This is a genomic window from Longitalea arenae, assembly GCF_016924755.1.
Classification (GTDB): domain Bacteria; phylum Bacteroidota; class Bacteroidia; order Chitinophagales; family Chitinophagaceae; genus Niastella; species Niastella arenae.
In genome coordinates, this window is the sequence record NZ_JAFFJX010000011.1 from 135,175 (window position 1) to 160,199 (window position 25,025).

The 25,025-nt window shown below is 46.6% G+C and carries 21 protein-coding genes; 11 read left to right on the forward strand and 10 right to left on the reverse strand.

The window, feature by feature from the left end; all coding sequences use genetic code 11:
• Window positions 1-205: 205 nt before the first annotated feature.
• Both JT717_RS20330 and JT717_RS20335 read left to right on the forward strand, forming a co-directional pair.
• Window positions 206-1,735 (forward strand): M28 family peptidase, encoded by a 1,530-nt coding sequence (locus tag JT717_RS20330; protein WP_205512874.1) that lies wholly within the window; start codon window positions 206-208, stop codon window positions 1,733-1,735.
• A gap of 142 nt (window positions 1,736-1,877) precedes the next feature.
• Window positions 1,878-2,696, forward strand: coding sequence for a CHRD domain-containing protein (locus tag JT717_RS20335; RefSeq protein WP_205512875.1), 819 nt, complete (start codon window positions 1,878-1,880; stop codon window positions 2,694-2,696).
• A gap of 140 nt (window positions 2,697-2,836) precedes the next feature.
• Here the strand turns inward: JT717_RS20335 and JT717_RS20340 are convergent, their stop codons facing one another.
• The 4 genes from JT717_RS20340 to JT717_RS20355 all read right to left on the reverse strand — a co-directional run bounded on the left by JT717_RS20340 (window position 2,837) and on the right by JT717_RS20355 (window position 6,405).
• A complete protein-coding gene (locus tag JT717_RS20340) occupies window positions 2,837-3,784 on the reverse strand; it encodes a class I SAM-dependent methyltransferase (RefSeq protein WP_205512876.1) in 948 nt (315 codons plus the stop codon).
• Between the two features lie 102 nt (window positions 3,785-3,886).
• Entirely contained in the window at window positions 3,887-5,092 is a 1,206-nt protein-coding gene (locus JT717_RS20345) for an MFS transporter (protein WP_205512877.1), read from the reverse strand.
• A gap of 84 nt (window positions 5,093-5,176) precedes the next feature.
• Window positions 5,177-5,902 carry a DUF4197 domain-containing protein gene (locus tag JT717_RS20350; RefSeq protein ID WP_205512878.1) on the reverse strand — a complete coding sequence of 242 codons (726 nt, stop codon included), beginning with the start codon at window positions 5,900-5,902 and terminating at the stop codon, window positions 5,177-5,179.
• A 65-nt stretch (window positions 5,903-5,967) separates the two neighbouring features.
• The gene (locus JT717_RS20355; RefSeq protein WP_205512879.1) at window positions 5,968-6,405 is read right to left on the reverse strand and encodes an acyl-CoA thioesterase; all 438 of its coding nucleotides are present in this window, start codon (window positions 6,403-6,405) and stop codon (window positions 5,968-5,970) included.
• An 83-nt stretch (window positions 6,406-6,488) separates the two neighbouring features.
• On the opposite strand from JT717_RS20355, the gene JT717_RS20360 reads away from it, so the two are divergent.
• From JT717_RS20360 to bamJ, 3 genes are all read left to right on the forward strand, one after another.
• Entirely contained in the window at window positions 6,489-6,824 is a 336-nt protein-coding gene (locus tag JT717_RS20360; protein ID WP_205512880.1) for a hypothetical protein, read from the forward strand.
• A 409-nt stretch (window positions 6,825-7,233) separates the two neighbouring features.
• Window positions 7,234-7,779, forward strand: coding sequence for a thioredoxin family protein (locus JT717_RS20365; protein WP_205512881.1), 546 nt, complete (start codon window positions 7,234-7,236; stop codon window positions 7,777-7,779).
• Window positions 7,780-7,832: 53 nt separating this feature from the next.
• Window positions 7,833-8,579 (forward strand): BamJ family beta-barrel-assembly machinery protein, encoded by a 747-nt coding sequence (bamJ, locus tag JT717_RS20370; protein ID WP_205512882.1) that lies wholly within the window; start codon window positions 7,833-7,835, stop codon window positions 8,577-8,579.
• A gap of 56 nt (window positions 8,580-8,635) precedes the next feature.
• Here bamJ and JT717_RS20375 read toward each other — a convergent pair whose 3' ends face one another.
• The 3 genes from JT717_RS20375 to JT717_RS20385 form a co-directional block, all read right to left on the reverse strand.
• Entirely contained in the window at window positions 8,636-10,426 is a 1,791-nt protein-coding gene (locus tag JT717_RS20375; protein ID WP_205512883.1) for a DUF4139 domain-containing protein, read from the reverse strand.
• Window positions 10,427-10,757: 331 nt separating this feature from the next.
• Entirely contained in the window at window positions 10,758-12,413 is a 1,656-nt protein-coding gene (glgP, locus tag JT717_RS20380) for an alpha-glucan family phosphorylase (protein WP_205512884.1), read from the reverse strand.
• Between the two features lie 161 nt (window positions 12,414-12,574).
• Entirely contained in the window at window positions 12,575-13,522 is a 948-nt protein-coding gene (locus JT717_RS20385; protein WP_205512885.1) for a hypothetical protein, read from the reverse strand.
• 260 nt (window positions 13,523-13,782) lie between these two features.
• Here JT717_RS20385 and JT717_RS20390 point away from each other — a divergent pair, with 260 nt between their 5' ends.
• Window positions 13,783-14,451, forward strand: coding sequence for a metal-dependent transcriptional regulator (locus JT717_RS20390; RefSeq protein ID WP_205512886.1), 669 nt, complete (start codon window positions 13,783-13,785; stop codon window positions 14,449-14,451).
• On the forward strand, window positions 14,441-16,324 hold the full coding sequence (locus tag JT717_RS20395; protein WP_240348299.1) for an Nramp family divalent metal transporter: 1,884 nt from the start codon (window positions 14,441-14,443) through the stop codon (window positions 16,322-16,324). The genes JT717_RS20390 and JT717_RS20395 overlap by 11 nt, the downstream gene beginning before the upstream one ends.
• 83 nt (window positions 16,325-16,407) lie before the next feature.
• Here the strand turns inward: JT717_RS20395 and JT717_RS20400 are convergent, their stop codons facing one another.
• Entirely contained in the window at window positions 16,408-17,019 is a 612-nt protein-coding gene (locus JT717_RS20400) for a Crp/Fnr family transcriptional regulator (RefSeq protein ID WP_205512887.1), read from the reverse strand.
• Between the two features lie 9 nt (window positions 17,020-17,028).
• On the reverse strand, window positions 17,029-17,631 hold the full coding sequence (locus JT717_RS20405) for a Crp/Fnr family transcriptional regulator (protein WP_205512888.1): 603 nt from the start codon (window positions 17,629-17,631) through the stop codon (window positions 17,029-17,031).
• Between the two features lie 192 nt (window positions 17,632-17,823).
• On the opposite strand from JT717_RS20405, the gene JT717_RS20410 reads away from it, so the two are divergent.
• A complete protein-coding gene (locus JT717_RS20410; RefSeq protein ID WP_205512889.1) occupies window positions 17,824-19,056 on the forward strand; it encodes an isocitrate dehydrogenase (NADP(+)) in 1,233 nt (410 codons plus the stop codon).
• Window positions 19,057-19,910: 854 nt separating this feature from the next.
• On the opposite strand, the gene JT717_RS20415 is transcribed toward JT717_RS20410, so the two are convergent.
• Window positions 19,911-21,818, reverse strand: a complete 1,908-nt coding sequence (locus tag JT717_RS20415) for a beta-N-acetylhexosaminidase (RefSeq protein WP_205512890.1) — start codon at window positions 21,816-21,818, stop codon at window positions 19,911-19,913.
• Between the two features lie 141 nt (window positions 21,819-21,959).
• Between JT717_RS20415 and JT717_RS20420 the strand changes: the two genes are divergently transcribed.
• From JT717_RS20420 to JT717_RS20430, 3 genes are all read left to right on the forward strand, one after another.
• Window positions 21,960-22,787, forward strand: a complete 828-nt coding sequence (locus JT717_RS20420) for a universal stress protein (RefSeq protein ID WP_205512891.1) — start codon at window positions 21,960-21,962, stop codon at window positions 22,785-22,787.
• A gap of 66 nt (window positions 22,788-22,853) precedes the next feature.
• Window positions 22,854-23,762 (forward strand): LysR substrate-binding domain-containing protein, encoded by a 909-nt coding sequence (locus JT717_RS20425; RefSeq protein ID WP_205512892.1) that lies wholly within the window; start codon window positions 22,854-22,856, stop codon window positions 23,760-23,762.
• Window positions 23,763-23,828: 66 nt separating this feature from the next.
• Window positions 23,829-25,004, forward strand: a complete 1,176-nt coding sequence (locus JT717_RS20430) for a threonine synthase (protein ID WP_205512893.1) — start codon at window positions 23,829-23,831, stop codon at window positions 25,002-25,004.
• The last annotated feature ends 21 nt before the right edge of the window (window positions 25,005-25,025 follow it).

Below are 25,025 nucleotides of genomic sequence, written 5' to 3' on the forward strand. Positions count from 1 at the left end.
CTGTTGCCAGTTACCAGTTGCCGGGGCACAAACCAATGGCAGGCTGAGTATTGGCAGACTTGCTGCATTAAGGGCCTGGTAACCGGAAACCGGAAACCGGTAACAACAACATTCACCATTGCCCATTTATCATCCACCATTCAACAATCTTTCCTTAAAAAATAAGCGAACTCATTTATTTTTGAGATCAAACAAAAATCACAATATGAGAAGGATGTTCCTGGTTATGGCTATAGCCGCAACTGCCGCTGCACAGGCGCAGAAGATCGGCGACCCCAGGCCATTTGCCAATTCAATAACGCCAGACGATCTTAAGAAACACCTGTACATTGTGGCAGGCGCCGGTATGGAAGGCCGCGAAACCGCCACGGAAGGACAACGAAAAGCGGCCGCTTATATCGAAGATCAATTCAAATCACTGGGCCTGCAAGCCGGTAACAAAGGAAACTTTCAGGCGCCCTTCCCCATTTACCAGGATTCCCTGATCAGCGCTGCTATAGAAGTGAATGGAAAACAGTTTGCCTTAGCCACTGATTTTTCTATAAACATCAACATGTCGCATACCAGCACCTTATTAGGCAGCGAAGTGCTTTTTGCCGGTTTCGGCACTACCGACAGCAGTCAAAATGCTTACAAAGATCTGAATGCGCAAGGCAAGATCGTGTTGGTAATGCAGGGCGCCGCTCCCCCTGCTTCCGGAGGCACGAGTGCGGGCAGCCGTACGCGGTTCAACCAGTTTGCCGTGGTGGATGCGGCGCTGAAAAAAGGCGCTGCCGCTATTTTAATGGTGCAAAGCGGTTTTCCCCGCCGCAGTCTGCCTAACAAGGGAGGTCAGCATCTGCATGGATTCAAAAAAACCATTCTTCCGAATACCTATTATATTTCTGAAGAGGTGGCCAAAGCGATCATGGGCAGCGATTATGAAACGGCCAAAGAAGCAGGCAGGAACGGATATCTGCAACCTAAAACCTACGAAGCCAATATTAAGCTGGAAATAAAAAAAGAATTGAATGAACTCACCAGCACCAATGTGATCGGTTTTCTGGAAGGCGGTGATAAAAAAGACGAGTATGTTTTTATTACGGCGCATTACGATCACCTTGGCAAACGCGGCGATTCCGTGATCTACTACGGCGCCGATGATGATGGTTCGGGCACGGTAAGTATCCTCGAACTGGCCGAAGCATTTACAAAAGCAAAAGCGGCCGGTAAAGGTCCCCGCCGCTCCATTGTGTTCATGGCTGTTTCAGGCGAGGAAAAAGGCCTGTGGGGGTCTGAACACTATAGCGATCATCCCTTATTCCCGCTGGAAAAAACAACAGTTGATCTGAACATCGATATGATCGGCCGGATCGACCCGAAGCGTAAGGAAGGCGATAGCACCAACTATGTATATGTGGTAGGTGATGATAAGCTCAGCTCTGACCTGCGCCCGATCAGCGAGGCCATGAATAAGAAATACACCAAACTGGAACTGGACTATAAATACAATGCTCCAAAAGATCCCGAACGCATTTATTACCGCAGCGACCATTATAATTTCGCCCGTAAAGGGGTACCGATCATTTTCTATTTTAATGGCACCCATAACGATTATCACCGCCCCACCGATACTCCTGACAAGATCAATTACAAGCTCATGGCCAAAAGGGCACAGCTGATCTTTTATACAGCCTGGGAAATGGCCAACCGCAACGAGATGCTGAAAAGAGATATTCCGCTTACTGAACAATAGTTTTTGTAATCATCGTTTAAATAAAATGCCGGACATGAACCTGCTGTCCGGCATTTTATTGTTATGCTTAGAACTTTGAACCTGGAATATAAAGCAACCTCCCCTCCTGCCCCTTCGTATTATATGACAAACACTCCATAATATGAAAAAATTACTGCCTCTAACGGTAGCGGGTTTTGTATGGCTTGCTATGGTGTTTTCCGGTTGTGATAATGATGACGACGAAGGCCCGGGCATTGTGAGGGAATGGCACGTGGATATAAAAGCAGTCAATGAAGTGCCTGCGCCGCCAGGCAGAAATGAAGAGGGCGATGCATCCATTGAATTGCTGTCAGATAATTCGCTGAAATACAACCTGCATATTCACAATCTCTCCCCCAGCGATCAATTGACCAATGCACATATTCATACCGGCGACGCCGGTACTTCCGGCGGCATCCTCATTCCCTTCAACCCCAGTTTTACCGGGGCCGGCACCATGGGTATTGTTACCGGGCTAAGGCAGGGACAAATAGATACACTGTTAAGCCGACCGGTATATGTAAATGTTCACTCGCAGCAGGCGCCCGCCGGGATCGCGCGTGGGCAGCTTGACAAAGAAGTTGTGCTGGCAAGAGATATAGCGCTTACCGGCGCCAATGAAGTGCCTCCTGTTAATACCACCGCTACGGGCACGGCCATCTTACGGCTCACGCACGATAAAGTACTTTATTCGATCGTAACGGTGAATAACCTCGAAAGCAATGATACGCTAACAGTAGCCCATATTCATCCGGGTGCAGCCGGCACCAATGGCCCGCCGCTTATATTCCTGGCTAATAATATTAATGACTTTGGCGTATTGAAGATCTCGAATCCGCTGGATGATGCGATGTATAATCAACTTATTAATAACCCCATGTATGTAAATGCCCATTCCCGCCGCCATGGACCGGGATTGGTAAGGGGGCAGATCAGGTAAACGATATGCTGATTAGCTGATGTGCTGATGTGCTAATGAATACATGCTTTCGCCATTAGCACATTAGCTAATTAGCAAATTAGCTAATTGTCATTCCTACATTGCAAAAACAATGCTCCATGATCCACTTACCTAGCCCGTCACCGCTTTAATTTAAAACAATACCGAAACAGCTTTCCTTCAAAATCAAAAGGCGTTGTAGCGCGCGTAATGTCTTTGATGTCGCTTGCATCGATGAGCGCATGGTTCAGTTCAAACTTGCGGTAATTGGTGCTGAAGTAGATGGTGCCGCCGGGCGTTAAGGCGCGTAATGTTTTATTCAGTAATTCAGGATGATCACGCTGGATGTCGAGAAAATCTTTCATGCGCTTGCTGTTGCTGAAAGTAGGCGGGTCCATGATCACCAAGTCGAAAGAACCAGGTGCCAGGGTATCGAGGTATTGTTTTACATCGGCATGTACATAGTGATGCTTTTTTTCATCGAAAAAATTATTCAGCCGCATATTCTCTTCGGCCCATTGCAAATAGGTCTTTGACAGATCCACCGAAGTAACACTGGCCGCATTACCGGCAGCTGCATATACAGAAAAGGATCCGGTATAACAAAAGAGGTTCAGTACCCGCTTTCCACTCGCTTCATCCCGCACCATACCCCGCGTTATGCGGTGATCCAGGAAGAGACCGGTATCGAGATAATCGCTCAGGTTCACCTTAAATTTCAGTCCGGCTTCTTCAACAATAAAATTGGCGCCTTCTTCAGCTACCCGCTGGTATTGCCCCAGCCGGCCCGGTTTGCGCTGCCTTTCTTTGATGTAAACATTATCGGCCGGCATTTGCAGCACTTCGCAGATCAGCTCGATCGTGGTTTCCAGCCAGGCTTCGTGCTCAGCTTCTGCCATTTCAAATTTCCGCTTATATTCGGCCAGGTAGATATTATCGCCGTACCGTTCAATACATAAAGCAAATTCAGGCAGATCATGATCGTAGATCCGGTAACAGGTAATGCCCTGGCGGCGCGCCTGCTTGCCGATATGCCGGTATACTTTGGTAAGCCGGTTGCGGAACATCTGAAATTTTTCGGGAGACATGCCGCAAAAATAATGTGATAATATGATAATGAGATAATGAAGGCAGTCGTCAGTGAAGCTTATATTCAAATAGATGCAAATGCAAGCGCTGATTACCAGCAATTACAGTTTGTACGCTTTGCGCAACCAGATGAATCCAATAGCGGTCAAAATGCTGGTGCCCCCCAATAGCCACCACAAGACATCGAAGCCGGCATGTTCAGCAACCTGCGATCCCAGGAAAGGTCCGGCCGTTTGCGCTATTGACCAGGCAATTGTATACAAGCCTGCGTATTGGCCCCGATTATGGTCAGCACTGCGGGAAGTCCAGAAAGTGTTCATAAATGGCAAGACCAGAATTTCACCCATGGTCATCACTACCATCATCACCAGGGCCATCACATGATCGATATGAAAAATGTTCAGCATTAAATAAGCAATCCCTACGAGTATCGAGCCCCTGGTTATATAAAAAAGGCTTGACCGCCGGCCTTCCAGTTTAAAGATCAGTACCATTTCAATAACAGCGATCATTACCCCGTTCAATGCGCCAATTAAACCAATGAAGGCTTCGTTGAAATGAAGCGCAATCTTGTAGTAGGCATTCAGGTTAGTGAATAACTGGAAAAAGCAAGCTGCAAACAGAATGGTCAATAAAATGAACCACAGGTAAACTTTATCGTGGTACGGTGAATGGGAAGGATCGGCCATGCTTTCTTTTTTTTCCTGCTTAACCTGTTTTGATGGATGCAGGAAATACCAGAGGAGCACAGCAGCTGTAAGATTGGTGGCGCCATCTACCCAAAACAATAATTCATAATTAATGGCCGCCAGTAAACCGCCAATAGCGCTTCCCACGGCCCAGCCCAGGTTAATGGCCAAGCGGTTAAGTGCATACGAACGGGTACGGGCGCCTTCTTTGCTATAGGCAACAATGGCGGTTGAATTAGCAGGCCGGAATGCTTCATTCACCATGCTCAGCAAAAAAGTGAATAAACAGATCAGGGGAAAAGATCTCATCTGTCCCAACACCATAAACAACACACCACCACCCGATAAGGTAATCAGCTGAACAGGATGAAAGCCCAGGCGATCGGTTAATTTTCCGCCGATGAAGCCACCGGTTACTGAACCCAATCCAAACAATGCCATTACTACACCAGCCTGGCCAATGCTATATCCCATGGATGGACTGGTAAGATAAATGGTGAGGAATGGCAAGACCATGGTACCGCTGCGGTTCACCAACATAACAAACGACAGCCACCAGGTAGATGGAGACAAACCACTATAAGCACTTTTGTAGAGAGAAAGTGTTTTCGAGATCATGTGACTGTTGTATTATAAAAAAAACACCCCCGACTGGTCGGGGGATGCAATTTATAATAAATCTCAAAGCAGACGGAAGATAAATTAGCTGCCAAACACTTTTTTCAGAATATCAGATACTCGCGCAGCAGGATCTTTACGGATCTTTTGTTCTTCCTGAGCAACCTGGTAGAACATTCCGCTCAACGACTTCTCGGTAACATAACCCGCTAAGTCGGGGTTTATTTTATTAAAGGTGGTGGGCAGTTTGTTGTATGCATCGAATACTGTTTTCCAGTATTGGGTAGCCGATGTTTTTTGTAAAGCCGTATCAATTACCGGACGAAAAGCACTGGTAAGGGCCGTTACCGTTTTACTGCGCAGGTAACCGGTAGCGGCTGTATCACTACCTTTTAAAATGCCCAACGCATCCTGAATGCTCATGGTCTTTACCGCATTCACAAAGATAGGCGCTGCAGATTTGCTGGCTTCTTCGGCAGCCCGGTTCATCGACAAAATCGCATTGTCAACCAATTTGCCCATCCCCGCCGTACGTAATGCATTTTCAACTTTTTTTGCTTCGGGCGGCATCAGCACTTTAATGGCGGCATTGGCGAAAAATCCGTCTACCGCAGATAATTTATTAGCACTATTGGTTGCACCAACACTCAATGCTTCTTTTAAACCGGCAACAATGTCTTCATTGCTTAAGGAAGTAGTGCTGCCACCGGTCGCTTTATTCAAAATGCCACTTGCTTTCTTCAATAAGCCACTTTGTGCAAATGAAGCAACACTGGTAAGAAGTAACAGGGGTAATACAATTCTTTTCATAGTGATATTTATAATAATTCAGCTAAAATAACGTGTTAAATGGTAAAAAGTTGTTAAGCCTTCCCTTATTTATCCCACGCAAACTGTTCAGCCTTAGGCATTTTCTCAAATACATGTTTTACTGTATCGGGCGGAACCGTAAGTTTACGCTGCACTACATCCATCCATGCACCGTCAACAGTAAGTATTGCAGCGATTTCATCGCCATTTTTCCTAATATTATGCTGAATGCTCCAGCGCGAAAAGTCGGGCCGGGTTCTCAATAGTTGAACATCTATAGTAATGGTATCGCCCATTTTTAACTCCCGTCGGAACACACATTCTTCCCGGAAAAGAATAGGGCCAAACTGGTGTTTGATCATAAACGAAGGCGTTAAACCATGTTCACCCAGGAAAGACACGCGTACATAGGCCCCAAAATCATAATAAACAGAATGGCGTAAATGAAAATTGGGATCAAGATCAGACCAGCGGATTTCCAAAGGTTTAATATATGTACTCATAAAATATATTAAAATTGATGGGATCAAAATTAGTCAGTTCTCTTTATTCTTAGTATTTTTTCCATCTCACGTAATCCTGTCATGTGCGATCACTGACCGCCATCATATGTTTAACAGCCTTTCTTGCATTGCAATATGGCAAGCTGATCAGCTATTGGAATTGCCGGTTCGCCTCTATCTATACGTCAACGCGATGCGATTGCGTAAAACCTTTGCTCGACCTGCATAAAGATACTGCCCACTACCCTGCGGGCACATTAAAAGAAAAGACCGTTGAGATCATCCTGTTCCATGAAGGGCCGTCTTCCTGGCAAGCGCCTGCAATACCGGTCATTTATGTAATGACCTATATCGACGTGATCCCTGAGTCATTTACCGCTGCTATTTTCCAGCCTCCGCGCTTTACGCCCAACGCTTAACGCCAAATACTCTATTAATACAACTGGTTTGCGTGCCTGCTGGTGACCAGATTAATCAACGCAAGGCATAATCCCCCCGAGGTGTTATACGCAGGTAATTTGTGTCTGCCCAGCCAAAGCCCTGGTGGGAACTTATGCGTTGTACACTCCGGGTTAACCGTTGAGCGTCCGGCGTTCTGCGTTCCGCGTTTAGCGTTTTGCATTGTCGTTCAGCATTGAGCGTTCTGCGCTCGAGTTTAGCTTTTGCATTGCCGTTCAGCATCGAGCGTTCTGCGTTCCACGTTCCGCTTTCCGCATTTTAATCACTCACCAATTTTCTACTATGCAACTTAATATAACTGTAATAGCTATGTTCTTTTACGCAGTTTCTGCCTGCACTCATAATTTGTATAACCAACAAACCCAAGCTATGAATCGAGAAGCCACCGATAAAAGAGGCAATCTCATCCTGCTCGGCAAGAGTAGCCGCGAACGCCTGGCCCGCGCGCCATTCGATGTGTGGTTTACCAAAAATTTCGAAGCATACCTGGTTGACAGCAGCACGGCCGTTCAATTAAAACCCCTACTGAAGCATAAGCAGTTCCTGTTGTTCATGGGCACCTGGTGTGGCGACAGCCGGCGGGAAGTGCCCCGGATCTATAAGATCCTTGACTATTGCCAGGTAAAACCGTCGCAGATACAATTGATCAATCTCAATAACAGCGATACCGCTTACAAACAAAGTCCCGGCCATGAAGAACGGGGTTTGAACATCCTTCGCGTACCTACCCTGGTCATTTATGAAGACGGCCGTGAATGGGGCCGGATCGTGGAATCGCCGGTACTTTCCCTGGAAAAAGACATGCTGGCCATTGTGTCAGGTGCGCCGTATGAACACAAGTATAAGAACCGGGGAAATGCCCAGCCGGCTAAAATGGCTGATACTAGCAGGTCACAAGCCGGTAAGTGGCAATAATTCAACAATGAATTCGTTTCATTCACTTACTTTTGATCCCTAAAATTTAGATAATGAAAAAATCTGTGCTGTTGGTCTTAGCCTGTTTACCCGCCACTGCAATATTGGCCCAGGCGCCAGCCAAGAAAAAGCCTGTTACAGCTACTCAAAAACCCGCTCCAACGAAAAAAACTGCAGCTACCGCCCCCACTGCACCCATCCTGAAAAATTCTGCCGATTCATTTAGTTATGCCATTGGCCTCAGCATTGCCAGCTTTTATAAAGCCCAGGGCATAAGCGATATAAACAACCAGTTAGTGGTGAAAGCCCTTGCTGATGCAAAAGTTGATAAAGCCCTGCTGAATGAGACCCAGGTCAATAACTGCATAGTAAATTATATGCAGAAAGCACGCAGTGAGAAAGCATCGCCCAATAAAAAGGCCGGAGAAGCATTCCTGGCAGAAAATAAAAAGAAAGCCGGTGTAGTTGCCTTACCGAGCGGATTGCAATACCAGGTGATTAAAGAAGGTACCGGTGCCAAACCAAGCGCAGATGACCAGGTAAAAGTGCATTATCATGGTACACTGATCGACGGTACTGTTTTCGACAGCTCCGTTGAACGCGGTCAACCCATTACACTTGGTTTAAAGAATGTAATTCCCGGTTGGACGGAAGCGTTACAATTAATGTCTGTTGGCAGCAAGTGGAAACTCTTCATTCCTTCAGACCTGGCCTATGGCGATAACCCGGCCGGCCCAACCATCAAGGAAGGCTCTACCCTGATCTTTGATGTTGAATTGATCGAGATCGTAAAACAATAAAGCTTATAAAAAGTAATCCCTCCCGGTGTTTCGGGAGGGATTACTTTTTATGTTTATTACAAATTGATCGCCCTGTCCTTCGGATACTTCACACTATAACTTACCCGGTACTTTTTTATTTCACCCGGCGCCAGCTGCGCCTTCCAGGTTAAGATCCCTGTCTCCGTATTTACCGCAGCACCGTCGTGCTGCAGCAATTCCACTTCAATGTCTTTATTGGTCGACACCGGGTATTGATCCCGCAACTCCATCTGAATAGCTTCTTTCTTATTGTTGCGTACGGTTATTTCATAGGTAAGGGTCTGTTTCTTGTTGGCCCCCAGGAATTTTACACTGCTGAAATCGGCCAGCCTTTCGCGGTTCACCACTACCCTTTTATCTCTGCCCAATGTAAGGTTCAGCGTGTCCAACACAGAACCCGCATCAACAGAGGTTTTTCCGATATAGGTCCCTTCAAAAATGATATTGGCTTCGCCCGGCAACAGGTTCAGGGCTTCCCAGTCAACGATCTCGCCCAGCAGGTAAGCATCTTTATCGAGGCGGGGCGCGCTGTAATATTTGTATTGGGCCGGGATCTTGTAATCTTTCAGGTTCACGTTCTGTTCCTTGCCATTCGAAGGAACATCATAGGGCAGATCAATATCAAAGACCACATTCAACTGGTTGTCTTTTACCGCTACGTAATCACCCATCTCTTTCAGGGTCACCACAACCGCACCCCCATTGGCCCGGCTTCCGTAAATAGCCGTGGCCTGCGCATCTTTCAATACTTCCATATTTTTTATAGCACTCTTGCTGATCTTCCTGAACTCTGCCTTACTGATGATGGTTCCATTCACAACATACACCGGCTCCGCTGCCTGTTTTTCACTTTCCGCAACATCGCTATTGCTGTATCCTCTTACCACCACTTCTTCCAAATTCGCAGAAGGGGCAGCCACACCTGCTATCCTGTTGCTGTAGTAAGGAGCCACATAACCTACCGGATCAACATATGCGAGGAACCAGGCTTTTACATCGGGCGCATTACTATGCTGCGATGGCACTGATGTAGACAATGCCAGCTTAACCTGCTTCCAGTCGATACCGGTGCTTTGTACCAACCTGGCTTTATAAGCCAGTGAAACCGGTTTATTGATATTCTCTACCCGCAGATCATAGGAAGGGTTCCAACCAGCAGCGGGTGTTACATATGAGATGTTGAAATCGTACTGACCGGCCAGTGGACTATACAATTGCAGCAGCAGCTTACCGATCGTTTTGTTATTCTTCTGCTCTTCTTCTTTTATCTGTTTGGTGAGTTTACCCGAAATAATAAATAGTTTCGACTCTCTTTCCTTATACCGGCTGATCTCATTTTGCAGTTCCAGCGTTTTGTTCTTATAGTAATCCATCATTTTGGTTAACTCGGTAACGCTCACCCCGGTTTGATCACCACGGATCTCCTTGTTTGCTTTCAACAACTCGAGCAGTTCCTGATCGGTCTTCAACACTACCTGCACTTTGGTAATTTCATCTTTGATCACGTCCAGCGAATCTTCCAGTCTTTTTACAACAGGCGTCTTTACTTCGGGCCGGAGAAAATCGGTAGAAAATTCAACAGACAGGATCGTAACATTCCCATTACTGCCTATTTGCAAACTGTTAATATCAATGCGGTTGCTGATATTATCTATTACCAATTCATTATTGCCCTGGTTTAACGAAACTTTAGCGCTATGCGTTAACTCGGCGCCGCTGCGATAGACCATCGCTGATCTTAAGACCGAGGAAACAATATTTTTATCATCGCCGGCCTGTACGGATGCTGCCAGCAGGGACATTAAAACGATCAGTATGCCTTTCATATACTTTGGTTTAGTGAGTGATTTTCATAGTGGATGCACAGGTATCAATAATTACATAAATCCGTTGCAAGTAGTTTACAGGTTTCAGGTTACAGCGCGTGCGAAACTGCTGTTTTGAGCTTTGTTATAAAGCCCTGTAACAGGTACCTTGTAACCGGTACCGCCACTGCTTAATGTGAATAGCATAATTAAATCATTCAGATTGCTTTATCAATTACCGCCTGCCTTTCAAAAAAAAAAGGACCACCTGCAACCCAGATGATCCTTTGATATATTTGAAACATCGTACTTCCTGCTTCTTACCTCGTACTTCTCCTTTAGAACGATGTTTTTACTTATAAAGCAATTCATAGTACTCATTCGCCATCCGGCCCGAGTCGAACTGGAAGCGTACATCGCGCATCCCGTTTTTAGCGATCTGGCGCCAGGTATCGTAGCGCTCATAGTACATCGGCAGAATATCATGCTCCAGCAGGTCATAGATCTTATCCAGATCATACTGGTCCTGCTCCTGCACACTCATTTTGCTGTAATCAGGTTTCGGCACTACAAAACCATTATGGCCCTGATCAATAAATTCGGGTATCCAGCCATCTGAAGTAGAGAAGTTAACGGCGCCATTCATAGCGGCTGTCATTCCACTGGTACCGGAAGCTTCGCGCGGTACGCGTGGATTGTTCAGCCAGATATCCGCAGCCTGCTTCAGCCGTTTGGATAAGCCCAATTCATAACCGGCCAGCACAGCTATATTCTTGTAACCCTTGCTCAGGTGTACCAGGTTATTAAATTCATTGATGGCCGGGTAATCCATCGGGTATGGTTTGCCTGCCCAGATGATCTGAACCGGGTATTTGGTACTGCTCAGTAATTTTTCAAAACGCGCTTTATCGCGGGTGATCAGTTCCGAACGTTTGTAACCGGCAAAACGGCGCGCCCATACAATGGTGAACACATTTGGATTAAAGAGCTTACCCGTTTGATCGGCCACAATTTCGAAGGCCCTGCGCTTCAGGTATTTCTTGCGATCGTCCCACCAGCTGTCATTGCCTTCCTCTGCCGCGCGGTATAATTGCTTATCGGCCCAATACCGCCAGTTCTGCGCATTGGTGATAGAAATGATCGGACAAATATTCTCATACCTGCCCCACATCAGCCGCGATACTTCGCCGTGTAATTTCGATACGCCGTTTGCCAGGTGGGCAAAACGTAAAGCTACCAGTGAGTGATTGAACTGATCATCCTGCATGCCGGTTAGCTTACGCACTTCCTCAACACTCAATCCACAGAAGTAACTCATTTTATGGCAGAGATGAATATCATGTTTTTCATTGCCCGCTTCTTCGGGTGTATGTGTGGTAAAAACCAGGCGCTTCTTCACTTCTTCCACCTTGTTGCCGAACTTTTTATACAGGTAGAAAACGGAAGAAACACCATGAGCTTCATTCAAATGATAAAGCTCGGGATTAAAGCCGATCTCATCCATCAACTTGGCGCCGCCTACACCCAGCAAAATAAACTGGGCAACTTTAGTGGCCACGTTGGCATCGTATAAGCGGTGCGTGATCGTTTGTGAGATATGATCATTCTCCGGAACATCGGTGCTCAATAAAAACAGCGGCGCTGTTTTAAAGGTTTCCGGGTTCAGATAATATGCTTTCACCCATACCAGGTGATCGTGAATGGTAATTTGAAATTTGATACCTGTATCTTCCAGGAAATGATAATTCTTTTCGAGCCAGGTTACCTGCAGGGTATGATCCTGGTTACGTGCCTGATCATAATATCCATACTTCCACAAAATGCCAACGCCCACCATGTTCTGTTGTAACTCATATGCACTGCGTAAATGCGAACCCGACAGAAAGCCTAAACCGCCACTATAGATCTTTAACGGCTGATGAACCGCAAATTCCATTGAAAAATAAGCTACCCGTTTGCTGTATTTAGCTTCTATCGGGTAGGGAACTGTAAAATTCGTAAAACTCATATACACTGATCTTTTAACATTCGGGCACCGATATGTATTTGTGCCAATTGTGTGATTCAAAAAGCGACTAAACCCTGGCGAATATAACGCAAATTCAAATCCCCGGCAGCTTGTTACTACTAATGAATGTTAGTATGTTGTACTGCAGCATAGTCAAGCTGCTATTGTTTAGCCTTTGCGGCTTTCTTTTTCGGGTAACTGCCACTGAAAAAGCATTGTATATCACGGTATGAACCGCACCCGCCTTTTTCTTTCATGGTCACTTTGCTGCCGCTAAATGTAAACTCGAGCGAACAGGGATTATCACTTTTAACAAACTGCGCCACCGTTGGTGATATAAAACGGGCAGTTCCTTTCAATTCACCTATGCATTTCCCGCCATTCTTCTCAAAATGAACGAAGAATACCATCTCCGAAGCATTCCTGCCATCCCGTATGGAAACGAAATTCTTTTTATTTTCAATATAGTCGCCTGAAAATTTATTGGTGGCCGCCAAGGTATCTATTGGATTAACCACATCTTCAATAATATCTTCATTCGGCTCGGTAACAATAAGGGTAAAATTATCCACGTTCCGGTCGTAGAAATAAACGTTCCTTTTGTAGAGCAGCTCGCCACCTGTTTTTCTGGTTTCCCTGTATGTAGTGATCTGGAATTTTGAATCGAGCAGACCATAGGCCGAAGTATAACGGTCAAAGCCGGTTTTGAGAATGGGCATGGCCTGTAAAAATTTGTTCTCCCGGCTGAAAGTGGCCAGGTACACTACTCTTTTATTGCCAGCTACTGCCGCCGTGAACAAATATTTTTCTTTTTCCTTCTCCTGTGTTCTTCCCAATGCATAAAATTTCGGTGCGGCTGTTTTGCCAAGATCATTTCGCCATATACTATCCGGAATGAATTTGGAGAAGGTGTTCAATTCAATTGCCATGGAGTCATTTTGCTTTCTGGTAAGCATGGTATCGGCTACAATAAAGGGCAGGGATGCTTCGGGGTAAAAGGCAACAAAATCTGCAGCTGTTTCTATATCACCTGCCTGTAATGCCGTTTTCTTGTCCTTGCATGCAAATAATAACAATATCAATCCCAAACTAAAGAGGTACTTCTTCATACAAAATCCGATAGCTGTTGATGAATAAAAATACGCATTCATAATCACTTCCAAAAGAAAACGCCGTTCCAGCCCCTGATGCTGAAGCCTGACCAGGCACCGTAATGACCATCCACGCGCACTGGGAGGTAAGGCCAAACAACGTGTTAATTATGGCAGGCATTGTTTGGAACCAGGGAATTTATTTTTTAGATTTGTCTAAATTTTATTTTAGGTAAACAATAAAAGCAGGGAAGTTCGTTATAATAAACAACAAGCGTATGGGTCCAAAATATTCGAGCAGCAGAGAAAATTACCTGAAAGCGATCTTCCACCTGCAGGAGATCCATGGCACGGTGACCACGAACGACGTTGCCAATGAACTGCAGACCCGCCCCGCTTCGGTGACCGATATGCTGAAAAAGCTGAAGGCACAGAAATTACTGCTGTATGAAAAATATAAAGGCTTTAAACTGAATACGGAAGGGCGTAAAGTCGCCCTGCAGATCATTCGCAAACACCGCCTGTGGGAATACTTCCTCGTGGAAAAACTACGCTTTGGCTGGGATGAAGTACATGAAATTGCAGAAGAGCTGGAACATATCAGCAGTAAAAAACTGATCGACCGCCTCGATGAGTTTTTAGGGTTCCCTAAAAGTGACCCGCATGGCGATCCGATCCCCGACAGTCAGGGCCGCTGGACGCTCACCCGGCAGGTAGACCTGCTGAACCTGCCCATCAATCAAATGGCAGAAGTGAGCGGTATCGGCGATCAGTCGGCAGAGATCCTTGAATTGCTGAACCATAAACATATTGCCCTGGGCACCCGGCTGGAAGTAAAGAAAAAATTCGCCTTCGATAATTCCATTGAACTGAAAATAAAGAATCAGTCCCCCGTAACCATTAGTGAACATGTAGCAAAAAACGTATTTGTGAAATATGATGAATAGAATAAAAGGAGATGCTTCGTTAAGTGAGGTACATGAATCGGTTGATATCAGTAAAAAGAGCCTGGGCTGGCGGCGGATCCTGGCTTTTTTCGGACCGGCATACCTGGTAAGTGTCGGATATATGGACCCCGGCAACTGGGCCACCGACCTGGCGGGTGGCAGCCGTTTTGGGTATGCCCTCATTTGGGTTTTATTAATGAGTAACCTGATGGCCCTGCTGCTGCAAACCCTGTCGGCCCGGCTCGGTATTGTACGGGGCCGCGATCTGGCGCAGGCTAACCGCGAAACCTATCCCCGCCCGGTCAATTTCCTCCTTTATATCCTGGCCGAAGTGGCCATTGCCGCCACCGATCTGGCCGAAGTACTGGGCATGGCCATTGGTATTAACCTGCTGACCGGCTTACCGCTGATCTGGGGCGTAGCGATAACTGTATTCGATACATTTTTATTGCTGTTCCTGCAACGGCTTGGCATTCGTAAAATGGAAGCCTTTATCATTGGCCTGGTAGCCATTGTTGGCCTTTCTTTTCTCGTTGAGATCATCATTGCCAAACCGGCTTTTGCCGACATTGCTACCGGATTAGTGCCCAGCCTGCCCAATGACCAGGCCCTGTATATTGCCATCGGCATCATCGGGGCAACGGTAATGCCACACAATTTATACCTGCATTCTGCACTCGTACAAACACGTAAGATCGCAAAAACAAAAGAAGGCATTAAACAGGCCTTAAAATGGAGTTTTGTGGATTCGGCGGTGGCCCTGAATGTGGCCTTCCTGGTGAATGCGGCCATCTTAATTCTGGCAGCGACCACCTTCTTTAAAAAAGGACTGGTAGAAGTAGCGGAGATCAAGCAGGCGCATCAATTGCTGTCGGGGTTGTTAGGTTCTTCGGTAGCGCCGGTGCTTTTTGCCGTGGCGCTGATAGCGGCCGGACAGAGCTCTACCGTGACGGGCACGCTGGCCGGACAGATCGTAATGGAAGGATATCTCCGCCTGCGCATCAATCCCTGGATGCGGCGCCTGCTCACCCGTTTACTGGCCATTGTTCCCGCCATCCTGGTGATAGCCATTGCCGGTGAAAAGGAAGTTGACAGCCTGCTGGTATTAAGCCAGGTTATATTGAGTATGCAGCTGGGTTTTGCCATTATTCCGCTCATTCATTTTGTAAGCGATAAAAAGACGATGGGCGATTACGCCATCAAACCGGTTGTGCAGGTGATTGCCTGGCTGGTTACCACCATTTTGGTGTACCTGAATATTCGCATGCTGGTGAATGAAGCCACCGGCTTCTTTGCGGGTTCAACGAATATTTTCTGGAAGGCGGTGATCATAGCCGGCGGGGCGATCTTCCTTGGCCTGCTGCTTTATATTATTTTCTATCCGGTCTTCAGCAAGCGGTTGAAGGCCGGCAGCATTCAAATGCACCCGCAAATGGAAGGTTTACAAAAGCTCAATATTCCATCCTATAAGAAGATCGCAGTAGCGCTGGACTTCGGCGAGCAGGACGATACCCTGCTGGCCCATGCCATCGGGCAGGGACAGGGCCACGCCGAATATGTGCTGATCCATGTAGTGGAAAGTGCATCGGCCCGCATCCTGGGCCGGGAAAGCGATGACTATGAGACGCGGCACGACCTGGCGCGATTGCAATCCTATATGCAGCAATTGCAGGAGCAGGGTTTAACCGCTACCTGTCACCTGGGGTTCAGGCACAGGGCCGAAGAGATCGTTCGTATTATCAAAGAATCCGGAGCCGATATGCTGGTCATTGGCGCCCACCGGCACAGCGGCATCAAAGACTGGTTATATGGGGAAACGATTAATTCCGTTCGTCATGAACTGAAGATCCCGATCCTGGTCGTAAATTTATAAACAGCTCAGTTATTCAGTTATTCATCTTGCGACTACTGTATTAACTTAATAACTTATGAACGAATAACTCAGGAACTGAATAGCTACCGTTTAATATACAGCAAATGCTTTAACCTGCTGAAAGTTTCCGGTTTGATATTGAGATAAGAAGCCAGTACTTTTTGCGGCACCCGCTGCAGCATTTCCGGATGGGTGTTCATGTATTCGATAAAACGCTGGCGGGTAGATGTATTTAGCTGCTCGAAATAGCGGCTGTCCTTTTTAATGAACATCTGCATAATGATGGCGCGACCGAGCGCTTCGGCTTCCGGCACTTTATCCATCGCATCCTGCATGCGATCGAATTTAACAGATACCAGCACCGTTGGCTCCAGGGTTTGAATGACCACTTCGGAGGGTAGCCGGTGATGGAAAGAAATTTCTGATTGAATGAAATGGCCTTCGGTGGCCAGCTGCAGGGTTACTTCACCCCGGATGGAAGAAGGAATATATTTGCGTACAAGCCCTTTGATAACAATGTTAAGGTAATCCTCCATTTCGCCCTGGTTTACCAGCTTCTTCTTTTTATCGAAACGGCGGATCTCGAGGTAAGGAATTAATTGTTCAAGCCCCTCACGGCTGATCGGTGAGAACCGTTGCAGGTGTACCAGTAATTGTTCGTAGCATTCCCTGGCAACAATAATTTTATCCCCCATAGAAAAACATCATTTAAGATAAGGAGCATCTGAGCTTTTTTTGGTTCTCAGCAAATGCTTCAGGCGGCTGAATGTTTCCGGTTTGATGTTCAGGTAAGATGCCAGGTATTTTTGCGGCACCCGCTGAAACAGTTCCGGGTTATCAGTCATAAAACGTAAAAATCGTTCTTTGGTACTAAACCGGATGCGTTCCAGTTCCCAAACCTCTTTTTGCAGGAACAGTTCGGTAATGATCAGCCGGCTCAGGCGTTCGAGTTTAGGGTAGCGGCTATATAACTGTTCTGCCCTGTCATGGTGCAGGGAGTAGAACGTGGTGGGCTCAATGGTCTCTACCACATATCCTGAAGGCATTCCGGAAAAGTACGACACTGAGGAGGAGATCAGCTCTCCTTCTTTGGCGATCTGGGTAATTATCTCTTCCTTGCCTTTATAGAAAAACTTACGCGCGAGCCCTTTGATCACGAAATATAAATATTTCTCCGTTTCATTTACATCTGTGAGGCGAACTTTCTTGTCAACAGATCTTACTTCAATGGAGTTGATGAGTGCTTCCAGCTCTTCAGCCGGAAGATCAATAAACTGGTCTATATACTTTTGTAATATAGCAACCATACTGCAAGTTATAATTTATCAACAATTATTGTCAGCGTTTAACCGGGAGCCTTTGTTTTTTAGGTACTACCATGTAGCACCAGTATGGAAAACATCATACACCTGTACTGGTTGGGAGCTAAAAAGCCTTTTGCACATTTGGCCATTCTGCTGTAGGTTTGCACCCTTATTTGAAGGCAAAAACAAGCATTTATGGCACAAAAAATCAATGTACAGAATCCTGTTGTAGAACTGGATGGCGATGAAATGACACGCATTATCTGGAAGTTCATCAAGGATAAACTCATCCTTCCCTACATTAACGTCGATATTAAGTATTACGATCTGGGTATTGAATACCGCGACAAGACCAATGACCAGGTAACTATTGATGCCGCCAATGCCATCAAACAGTATGGTGTTGGAATCAAATGTGCCACCATCACCCCTGACGAAGCCCGCGTAAAGGAGTTCTCCCTGAAACAAATGTGGAAGAGCCCCAACGGCACCATCCGGAACATTCTCGATGGTACTGTATTCCGTGAGCCTATCGTAATCAACAATATTCCCCGCCTGGTTACCAACTGGACTGCCCCGATCATCGTTGGCCGTCACGCTTTTGGTGATCAGTACCGCGCTACCGATTCCGTTATCAAAGGCAAAGGCAAACTTACAATGACCTTTACTCCTGAAGACGGCGGCGAACCGCAAACTTTTGAAGTATACAACTTCAAAGGCGATGGCGTGGCAATGACCATGTACAATACCGACGAAAGCATTAAGGGTTTTGCCCGCAGCTGCTTCAATATGGCCCTCGCCAAAAAATGGCCATTGTATCTCAGCACCAAAAACACCATTCTTAAGAAATACGATGGTCGTTTCAAGGATATCTTCCAGGAGATCTTCGACAATGAGTTCAAACAGGCATTCCAGGAAGCGAATATCGTGTACGAACACCGCCTGATCGATGACATGGTAGCCAGCGCCCTGAAATGGAACGGTAATTTCGTTTGGGCCTGTAAGAACTACGATGGCGACGTTCAAAGCGACACCGTTGCACAAGGTTTTGGTTCTCTGGGCTTAATGACCTCGGTATTAATTACCCCCGATGGCAAGACCATGGAAGCTGAGGCTGCCCACGGCACCGTTACCCGCCACTACCGCGATCACCAGGCCGGTAAACGCACGAGCACCAACCCCATCGCTTCTATCTTTGCATGGACAAGAGGTTTGGCCTTCCGCGGTAAACTCGACGGCAACCAGGCCCTTATCGACTTCTGCAACACATTAGAGTCTACCTGTATAGAAACAGTTGAAAGTGGCAAAATGACTAAAGATTTGGCCGTTTGTATTCATGGAAATAAAGTAGAACACGGAAAACACTACCTGTATACCGAAGAATTCCTGGATGCGATCGATGCTAACCTGAAAAAGAAAATGGCTTAATCGGCCCCCGGTTAACAATAAACGGGTTACATATAAGCAAAAAGCGCCTTCCGGCCCAGCCCGGCAGGCGCTTTTTTATAACTGCCCGGCCGAAAAAAAGGCCCCTCCCGTAAACCGGGAGAAGCCTTGTGATGATAATACCCCTTAACTTACCTATTTCAATATTGTTGTTTTTAGTAACTACGGAAAAAAGCTACATTATTTGTGCCTGACCTTTCCTTCACCATAAAAATGCTGTTAAGGAAAGACTAAACCCCAAACTGACGACCCATTCACCATTTTTGCGGATAGTAGCCTGTGACAATATTTCTACAAAACAAGTCCCCCCGGTGTAGCGGGAGGACTCCTTGAAATGATTGATTAAACCCTAAACCTGTAATTATATAGATGCAGAACCACTATGAGCTTAGCGGTTAATCATCACCTGTTATGCAGGGCCGATGATCTTTTTTATTGACAGCACATGCAATAAAATCGTTGCGCCTTCAGTTAAGTATTCGAGTTAACAATGAAATAATCGCATGTGCTAACATTAAATATGCCGTGCCAGGCGGTGCGAGAAATGGGAAGCGACTACAGCGATGATGCCTGTAAAATAGCAGCATAATCATTATCTTAGATATTAGTACAAATAATATTTTGCTGTTAACCCGAAAAGGCCGAACGTTATTTTTTAAAATTGAATTTACTTTTCCAGTATAAGTCTTCTTGCCAGGGGAACGCCTATGTACATGTGAAGGATTAAACAAAAGTACGGCCGGCGTTCCTATTTTATTTTCTACCAAACGAAAATGTTCCGATAGCCAGGGCCATCGGAACATTTGCTTTCATAATCAAATTATCACATTAGCTGGTTACTTCTTTTTCTCCGCTCTTTTCCGCAGCTCAGTTACAGGAATAGTGACCATTCGTCCAATCGGTTCTTTACCCCTGTAGGTGATCATCCGCACATTTACCGCATCCCTGGGGATCTGTACCGGCTGGGTATATTTGGGATAAAAGCGATCGGGGAATGAATTATCGAAGCTGTAATAGATATCCAGTCCTTCCACTTCAGTGCTCAGATCGAGCTTCAGCAATTCACCGTCCTTGCTTACATTGATGATAGGATCATACATGCTGGGCGCGTATTTGATCTCGGCCACTTCAAAACGTTCGAAATGATCTTCCACGCGGCGGATAAAATCATTCCAGTTCTTTTTTTCCGCAGGTGACCAAATGCTTTCCGCAACCGCAAAGGCGCGGGGCCAGGTCATGTATTGCGCATGACGCATGTTGTAAATCTGTTCAGTCCATAAATTAGCTTGTCCACCCTTGATGAACTTCGGGTCTGCACCTTTGGGAACGGGTTCAAACTGGTATGAGGCTTTCAGACGTACGCTTTTGTAAACAGGGGGTTCAATAGCGGGATCGCCCTGCATCAGGTCGATGTACGTATGGTCATTCGGGCTCATGACCACTTCATGCTGCATTTTGGCGGCTTCTGCCCCACCCTTCGATCCACGCCAGCTCATAACAGCCGCATTCGGCGCCAGGCCACCTTCCAGGATCTCATCCCATCCGATCATCTTTTTGCCCTTCGACTCTATGATCTTCTCCACTTTCTTTACAAAATAACTTTGCACCTCATGCAGATCTTTCAGGTTCTCCCGCTGCATCAGTTGTTTAATGGCATCGCTTTTCTCCCAGAAATTCTTGGCGCACTCATCGCCGCCCATATGAATGTATTCAAAGGGGAATAGCTGAGCTACTTCAGTAAACACTTTATCAAGCGCTTCATATACTTTGTCATTGGCCGGACAAAGGGTATTATCTACCAGTGCATAAAAGCCGGTATCGGTCCATTGCATGAATTTTTCGCCTGAGTTCACCCGGTAGTTGCCAGGTGTGCAGGAAAGCTCGGGATAAGCCGCCACCATTGCCATGCTGTGGCCGGGAACATCTACTTCGGGCAGGATATTCACGAAACGATCGGCTGCATATTGTACCAGTTCCTTAATGTCGTTCTGGGTGTAGAAGCCGCCATATTTACGCGGCTCATTTTCGGCAGGTGGGCTGAAGGTTCCGAATGTACCGGTTTTCTCAACCCGCCAGGCGCCTACTTCGGTTAGCTTGGGCAGTGATTTAACCTCAATGCGCCAGCCCTGGTCATCGGTGAGGTGCAGGTGCAGTAAATTGTATTTATAACGCACCATTTCATCGATGAACTGTTTTACCTCCTCTTTGGTAAAGAAGTGACGAACCACATCGAACATCAGCCCCCGCCAGGCAAAACGCGGATAATCGGTGATCTGCACACCGGGGATGACCCAGGAGGCTTTCTTCACCACCGACTCACTTTCTATTTCCTTCGGCAGCAATTGCAGCAGGGTTTGAACGCCATAAAACAGGCCGGCCGCATCGTTGGCAGTAAGCTGCACGCCCGTGGCGCTTACGGCTAAAGTATATCCTTCTTTTCCAATTGTTTTATTGGCGGTAGGGTTCAGTGCAAAACTGATCACATTGGTTTTAGCTGCCGGAGCCGCCTGCCCCAGCGCAAAACCGGTAGCCTTTTTTACCTGGTCTGCAAAAAAACCGGCAACCCGTTTTACGTCGGCATTCTTACCATCGGCCGCGATTTTAGTTTGAGCGGTCAACGTAAAACGGCCGCTCTTTTTTTCAAGCGAGACCGGCTGCGGGATAAGGGATATCTCCGGGCTCGTTTGGGATACGGCAGAAGCAATCATCCAGAAACTGGCAAATAACAAGCTGATCTGTTTCATATTAATCTTAGAGGATTTATGTGGTGACGGTTTTAAAATTAGGGAAATTATTCACGCTGCCGGTTGAAAAAATCATGCAAACGATTGATCCTCTTTATGGAATGATCATTAATTTGTAACTTCCCAAAAACAATCAAATACATGAAGAAACTGCTGGTTCCCACCGACTTCTCCGATACATCGAAAAATGCAGCGCTGTTTGCTGCGCAAATGGCTGCAGACGTTCAGAATGCAAAGATCATTTTAATCCATGTGTCTGATAAGATCACCGGCGGCTCAGACGGTTCACCGTTAACCGAAGACGATGACGACCGCCGCCTGATACTGACCCAGGCCCTTAGTCAACTGAAAGACGAATTGCTGGCAGTAGCGCAGGTGCCTGTTGAATTCGTTATGGAAAAAGGAACTTCCCTTGTGGAAACCCTTAGCCGCTACGTTCGCCACCAGGCCATAGATATGGTGATCATGGGCATTACAGGCGCCACGCGGCTCGAACAGATCTTTATGGGCAGCAATACCCTCGAAATGGCCAAGGAAAGTGTTTGCCCCGTACTGATCATTCCGCCAGACGCAAAATACCGCAAGATCAAAAATGTGGTGCTGGCCAGCGACTTCAAAGACGTGGATACCACTATTCCCGTTGCGCCGCTGAAAGCAACCCTCGATATTTTTAAACCGGCCCTGCATATTGTGAATGTAGACAGTGAGCACTATGTTGAGCTTACCGATGAATTCAAGGCGGAAAGAGCCAAACTGGAGGGGATGTTGAAGGACTATTCCCCTGAATTCTATTTCATCAGGCAGTATGACTTCTTTGATGCCATCAGCCAGTTCGTCGACGATAAGAATATCGACCTCATCTTTATTGTTCCCCGGGAACGCTCATTCCTGAGTGGCCTGTTCAGGACCAGCCATACCAAAAAGCTGGCCTACCATAGCCATATCCCGATCGTAGCTATACATGAATAATATCGAGTTACCGGTTACCGGGTGCCAGTTCCCGGTAACTGGTAACCGGTAACTGGCATACGCAACATGCTCAGCTATAGTCACGAAGTATTTTTTGAAGTAGCCACCCATCTTAGCTTTTCCAAAGCCGCTGAGATCTTATATATCAGTCAGCCGGCAATTACCAAACACATCCAATCGCTCGAAAAACATTATAAGGTTAGCCTGTTCGAACGCAAGGGCAATTCCGTGTCGCTTACCAGCGAAGGCAGGATATTGCTTGAATATGTGGTACAGGGCCGCGAGCTGCAACGGCAGCTTGAATTCGATATTACCAAACAAAAGAACCTGCAACAGGCAAAAGGATCGCTCACACTGGGCACCAGCACCACGATCTCACTGTATGTTATTCCTCCCGTTTTTTCGGCTTTCCACCAGCAATATCCCAATATAGAATTGAAGCTGGTGAACCGGAACTCAGAGAATATTCTAAAAGCCCTGCTCGATCATGAAATAGACCTCGCCATCACCGAAGGACGCAATACCATCACATCGGTAAAATACCAGTTCTTTTTAACGGATGAAGTAATACCCGTTTGCAGCGCCAAAAGTGAATTGGTGAAAAAAAAGAATATTGCCCCCGAAGAACTAAAGACCATCCCGGTAGCCTTACGCGAGAGAGGCTCGGGCACCCTGGCCGCAGTTACAGAGGCATTGCAAAAATGCAAGATCAGCATTGCCGATATAAAGCATAAAATTGTGCTGGGCGGCACTGAAGCGCTGAAGAATTTTCTGCTCGATGACGTATGCCTCGGGTTCTTGCCCTTGCGATCGGTTGCCCGGCAACTCAAGAACGGCGAACTTGTTCGGTTAAGCATCCCTGGTTTACAGATCCACCGTGCATTTTATTTCATGCAAAGGCGCGGATCAGAGACCGATCGCATCAATCAATTATTTATAAAACTGGCTACGAGCTACTATAACAAAAAGTTATAGCGTATAAGCAAACGGTATCGTTCTCATGGCAGCAGCTTACTACTTTTACCCTGTCATAAAACTACAATGAGAACGATACGAACACTTACCTCCTTAACACAGCTTGCCTGCTCGCAATGCGGACAGATTTACAGCGCTTTTGAGCCTCAAACTTTTTCTTTCTGCTGCAGGCAGCCGCTCGTAGCCCAATATAACCTGGCAGAAGTACCTGCTAAAACGGTAGTGTATAACCGGCCCGCGACCATGTGGCGGTATAAAGAAGTGCTGCCCGTTTTTGAAGAAGAAAATATCGTTAGCCTCGGCGAAGGCATGACGCCCATTCTTGAACTAAAACGTTTACAGGCAGCTTACGAATTACCCAATCTCTTCCTGAAGGATGAATCGAAGAACCCAACAGGTTCTTTTAAGGCGAGGGGATTGAGTGCCGCCGTTTCCAAAGCAAAAGAATTTGGCCTGCCGGCCTGTATCATTCCTACCGCCGGCAATGCCGGTGGCGCCCTGGCTGCATATTGTGCCAAAGCAAACATGAAAGCTGTTGTGGTAATGCCCCGCCATACGCCCCAGGTATTCAAGGACGAATGCGAACTCTACGGCGCCGAACTGGTACTGGTAGATGGCCTCATCAGTGATTGCGCTAAAAAAGTGGCGCAGTTAAAGGAGTCGGCCCCCTATTTTGACATTTCTACCATGAAGGAACCTTACCGCCTGGAAGGAAAAAAGACCATGGGTTATGAAATAGCGGAACAATTCAACTGGACCCTGCCCGATGTGATCCTTTATCCTACGGGTGGCGGCACGGGCTTGATCGGCATGTGGAAAGCTTTCAAAGAAATGCAGCAAATGGGCTGGATAGGCGAAAAGCTGCCCCGTCTCTATGCCATCCAGGCCGAGAACTGTAAACCGGTAGTGCAAACCTGGAAGGGTTTGCAAGGCCATGCCAAAAATTATATGGGCCGTGCTTCCCTGGCTAATGGACTGGCGGTGCCCAATCCTTTTGCCGAGAACATGATCCTGCAGGTATTGCGGGAATCAAAGGGTCAGCCACTGGCTGTTAGTGATGCCGATATGGTAAAGGCCGTAAAAGAAATTGCCGGCAAAGAAGGGTTGATCATTGCTCCTGAAGGCGGCGCATTATGGAATGGCTTGTTACAACTGGTGCAGGATGGTATTGTTCAAAGGGCCGAGAAGATATTATTGCTGAATACGGGTTCGGGATATAAATACCTGCAGAATATTCTTTAAAATGCTTGAGTTATTAAGTTC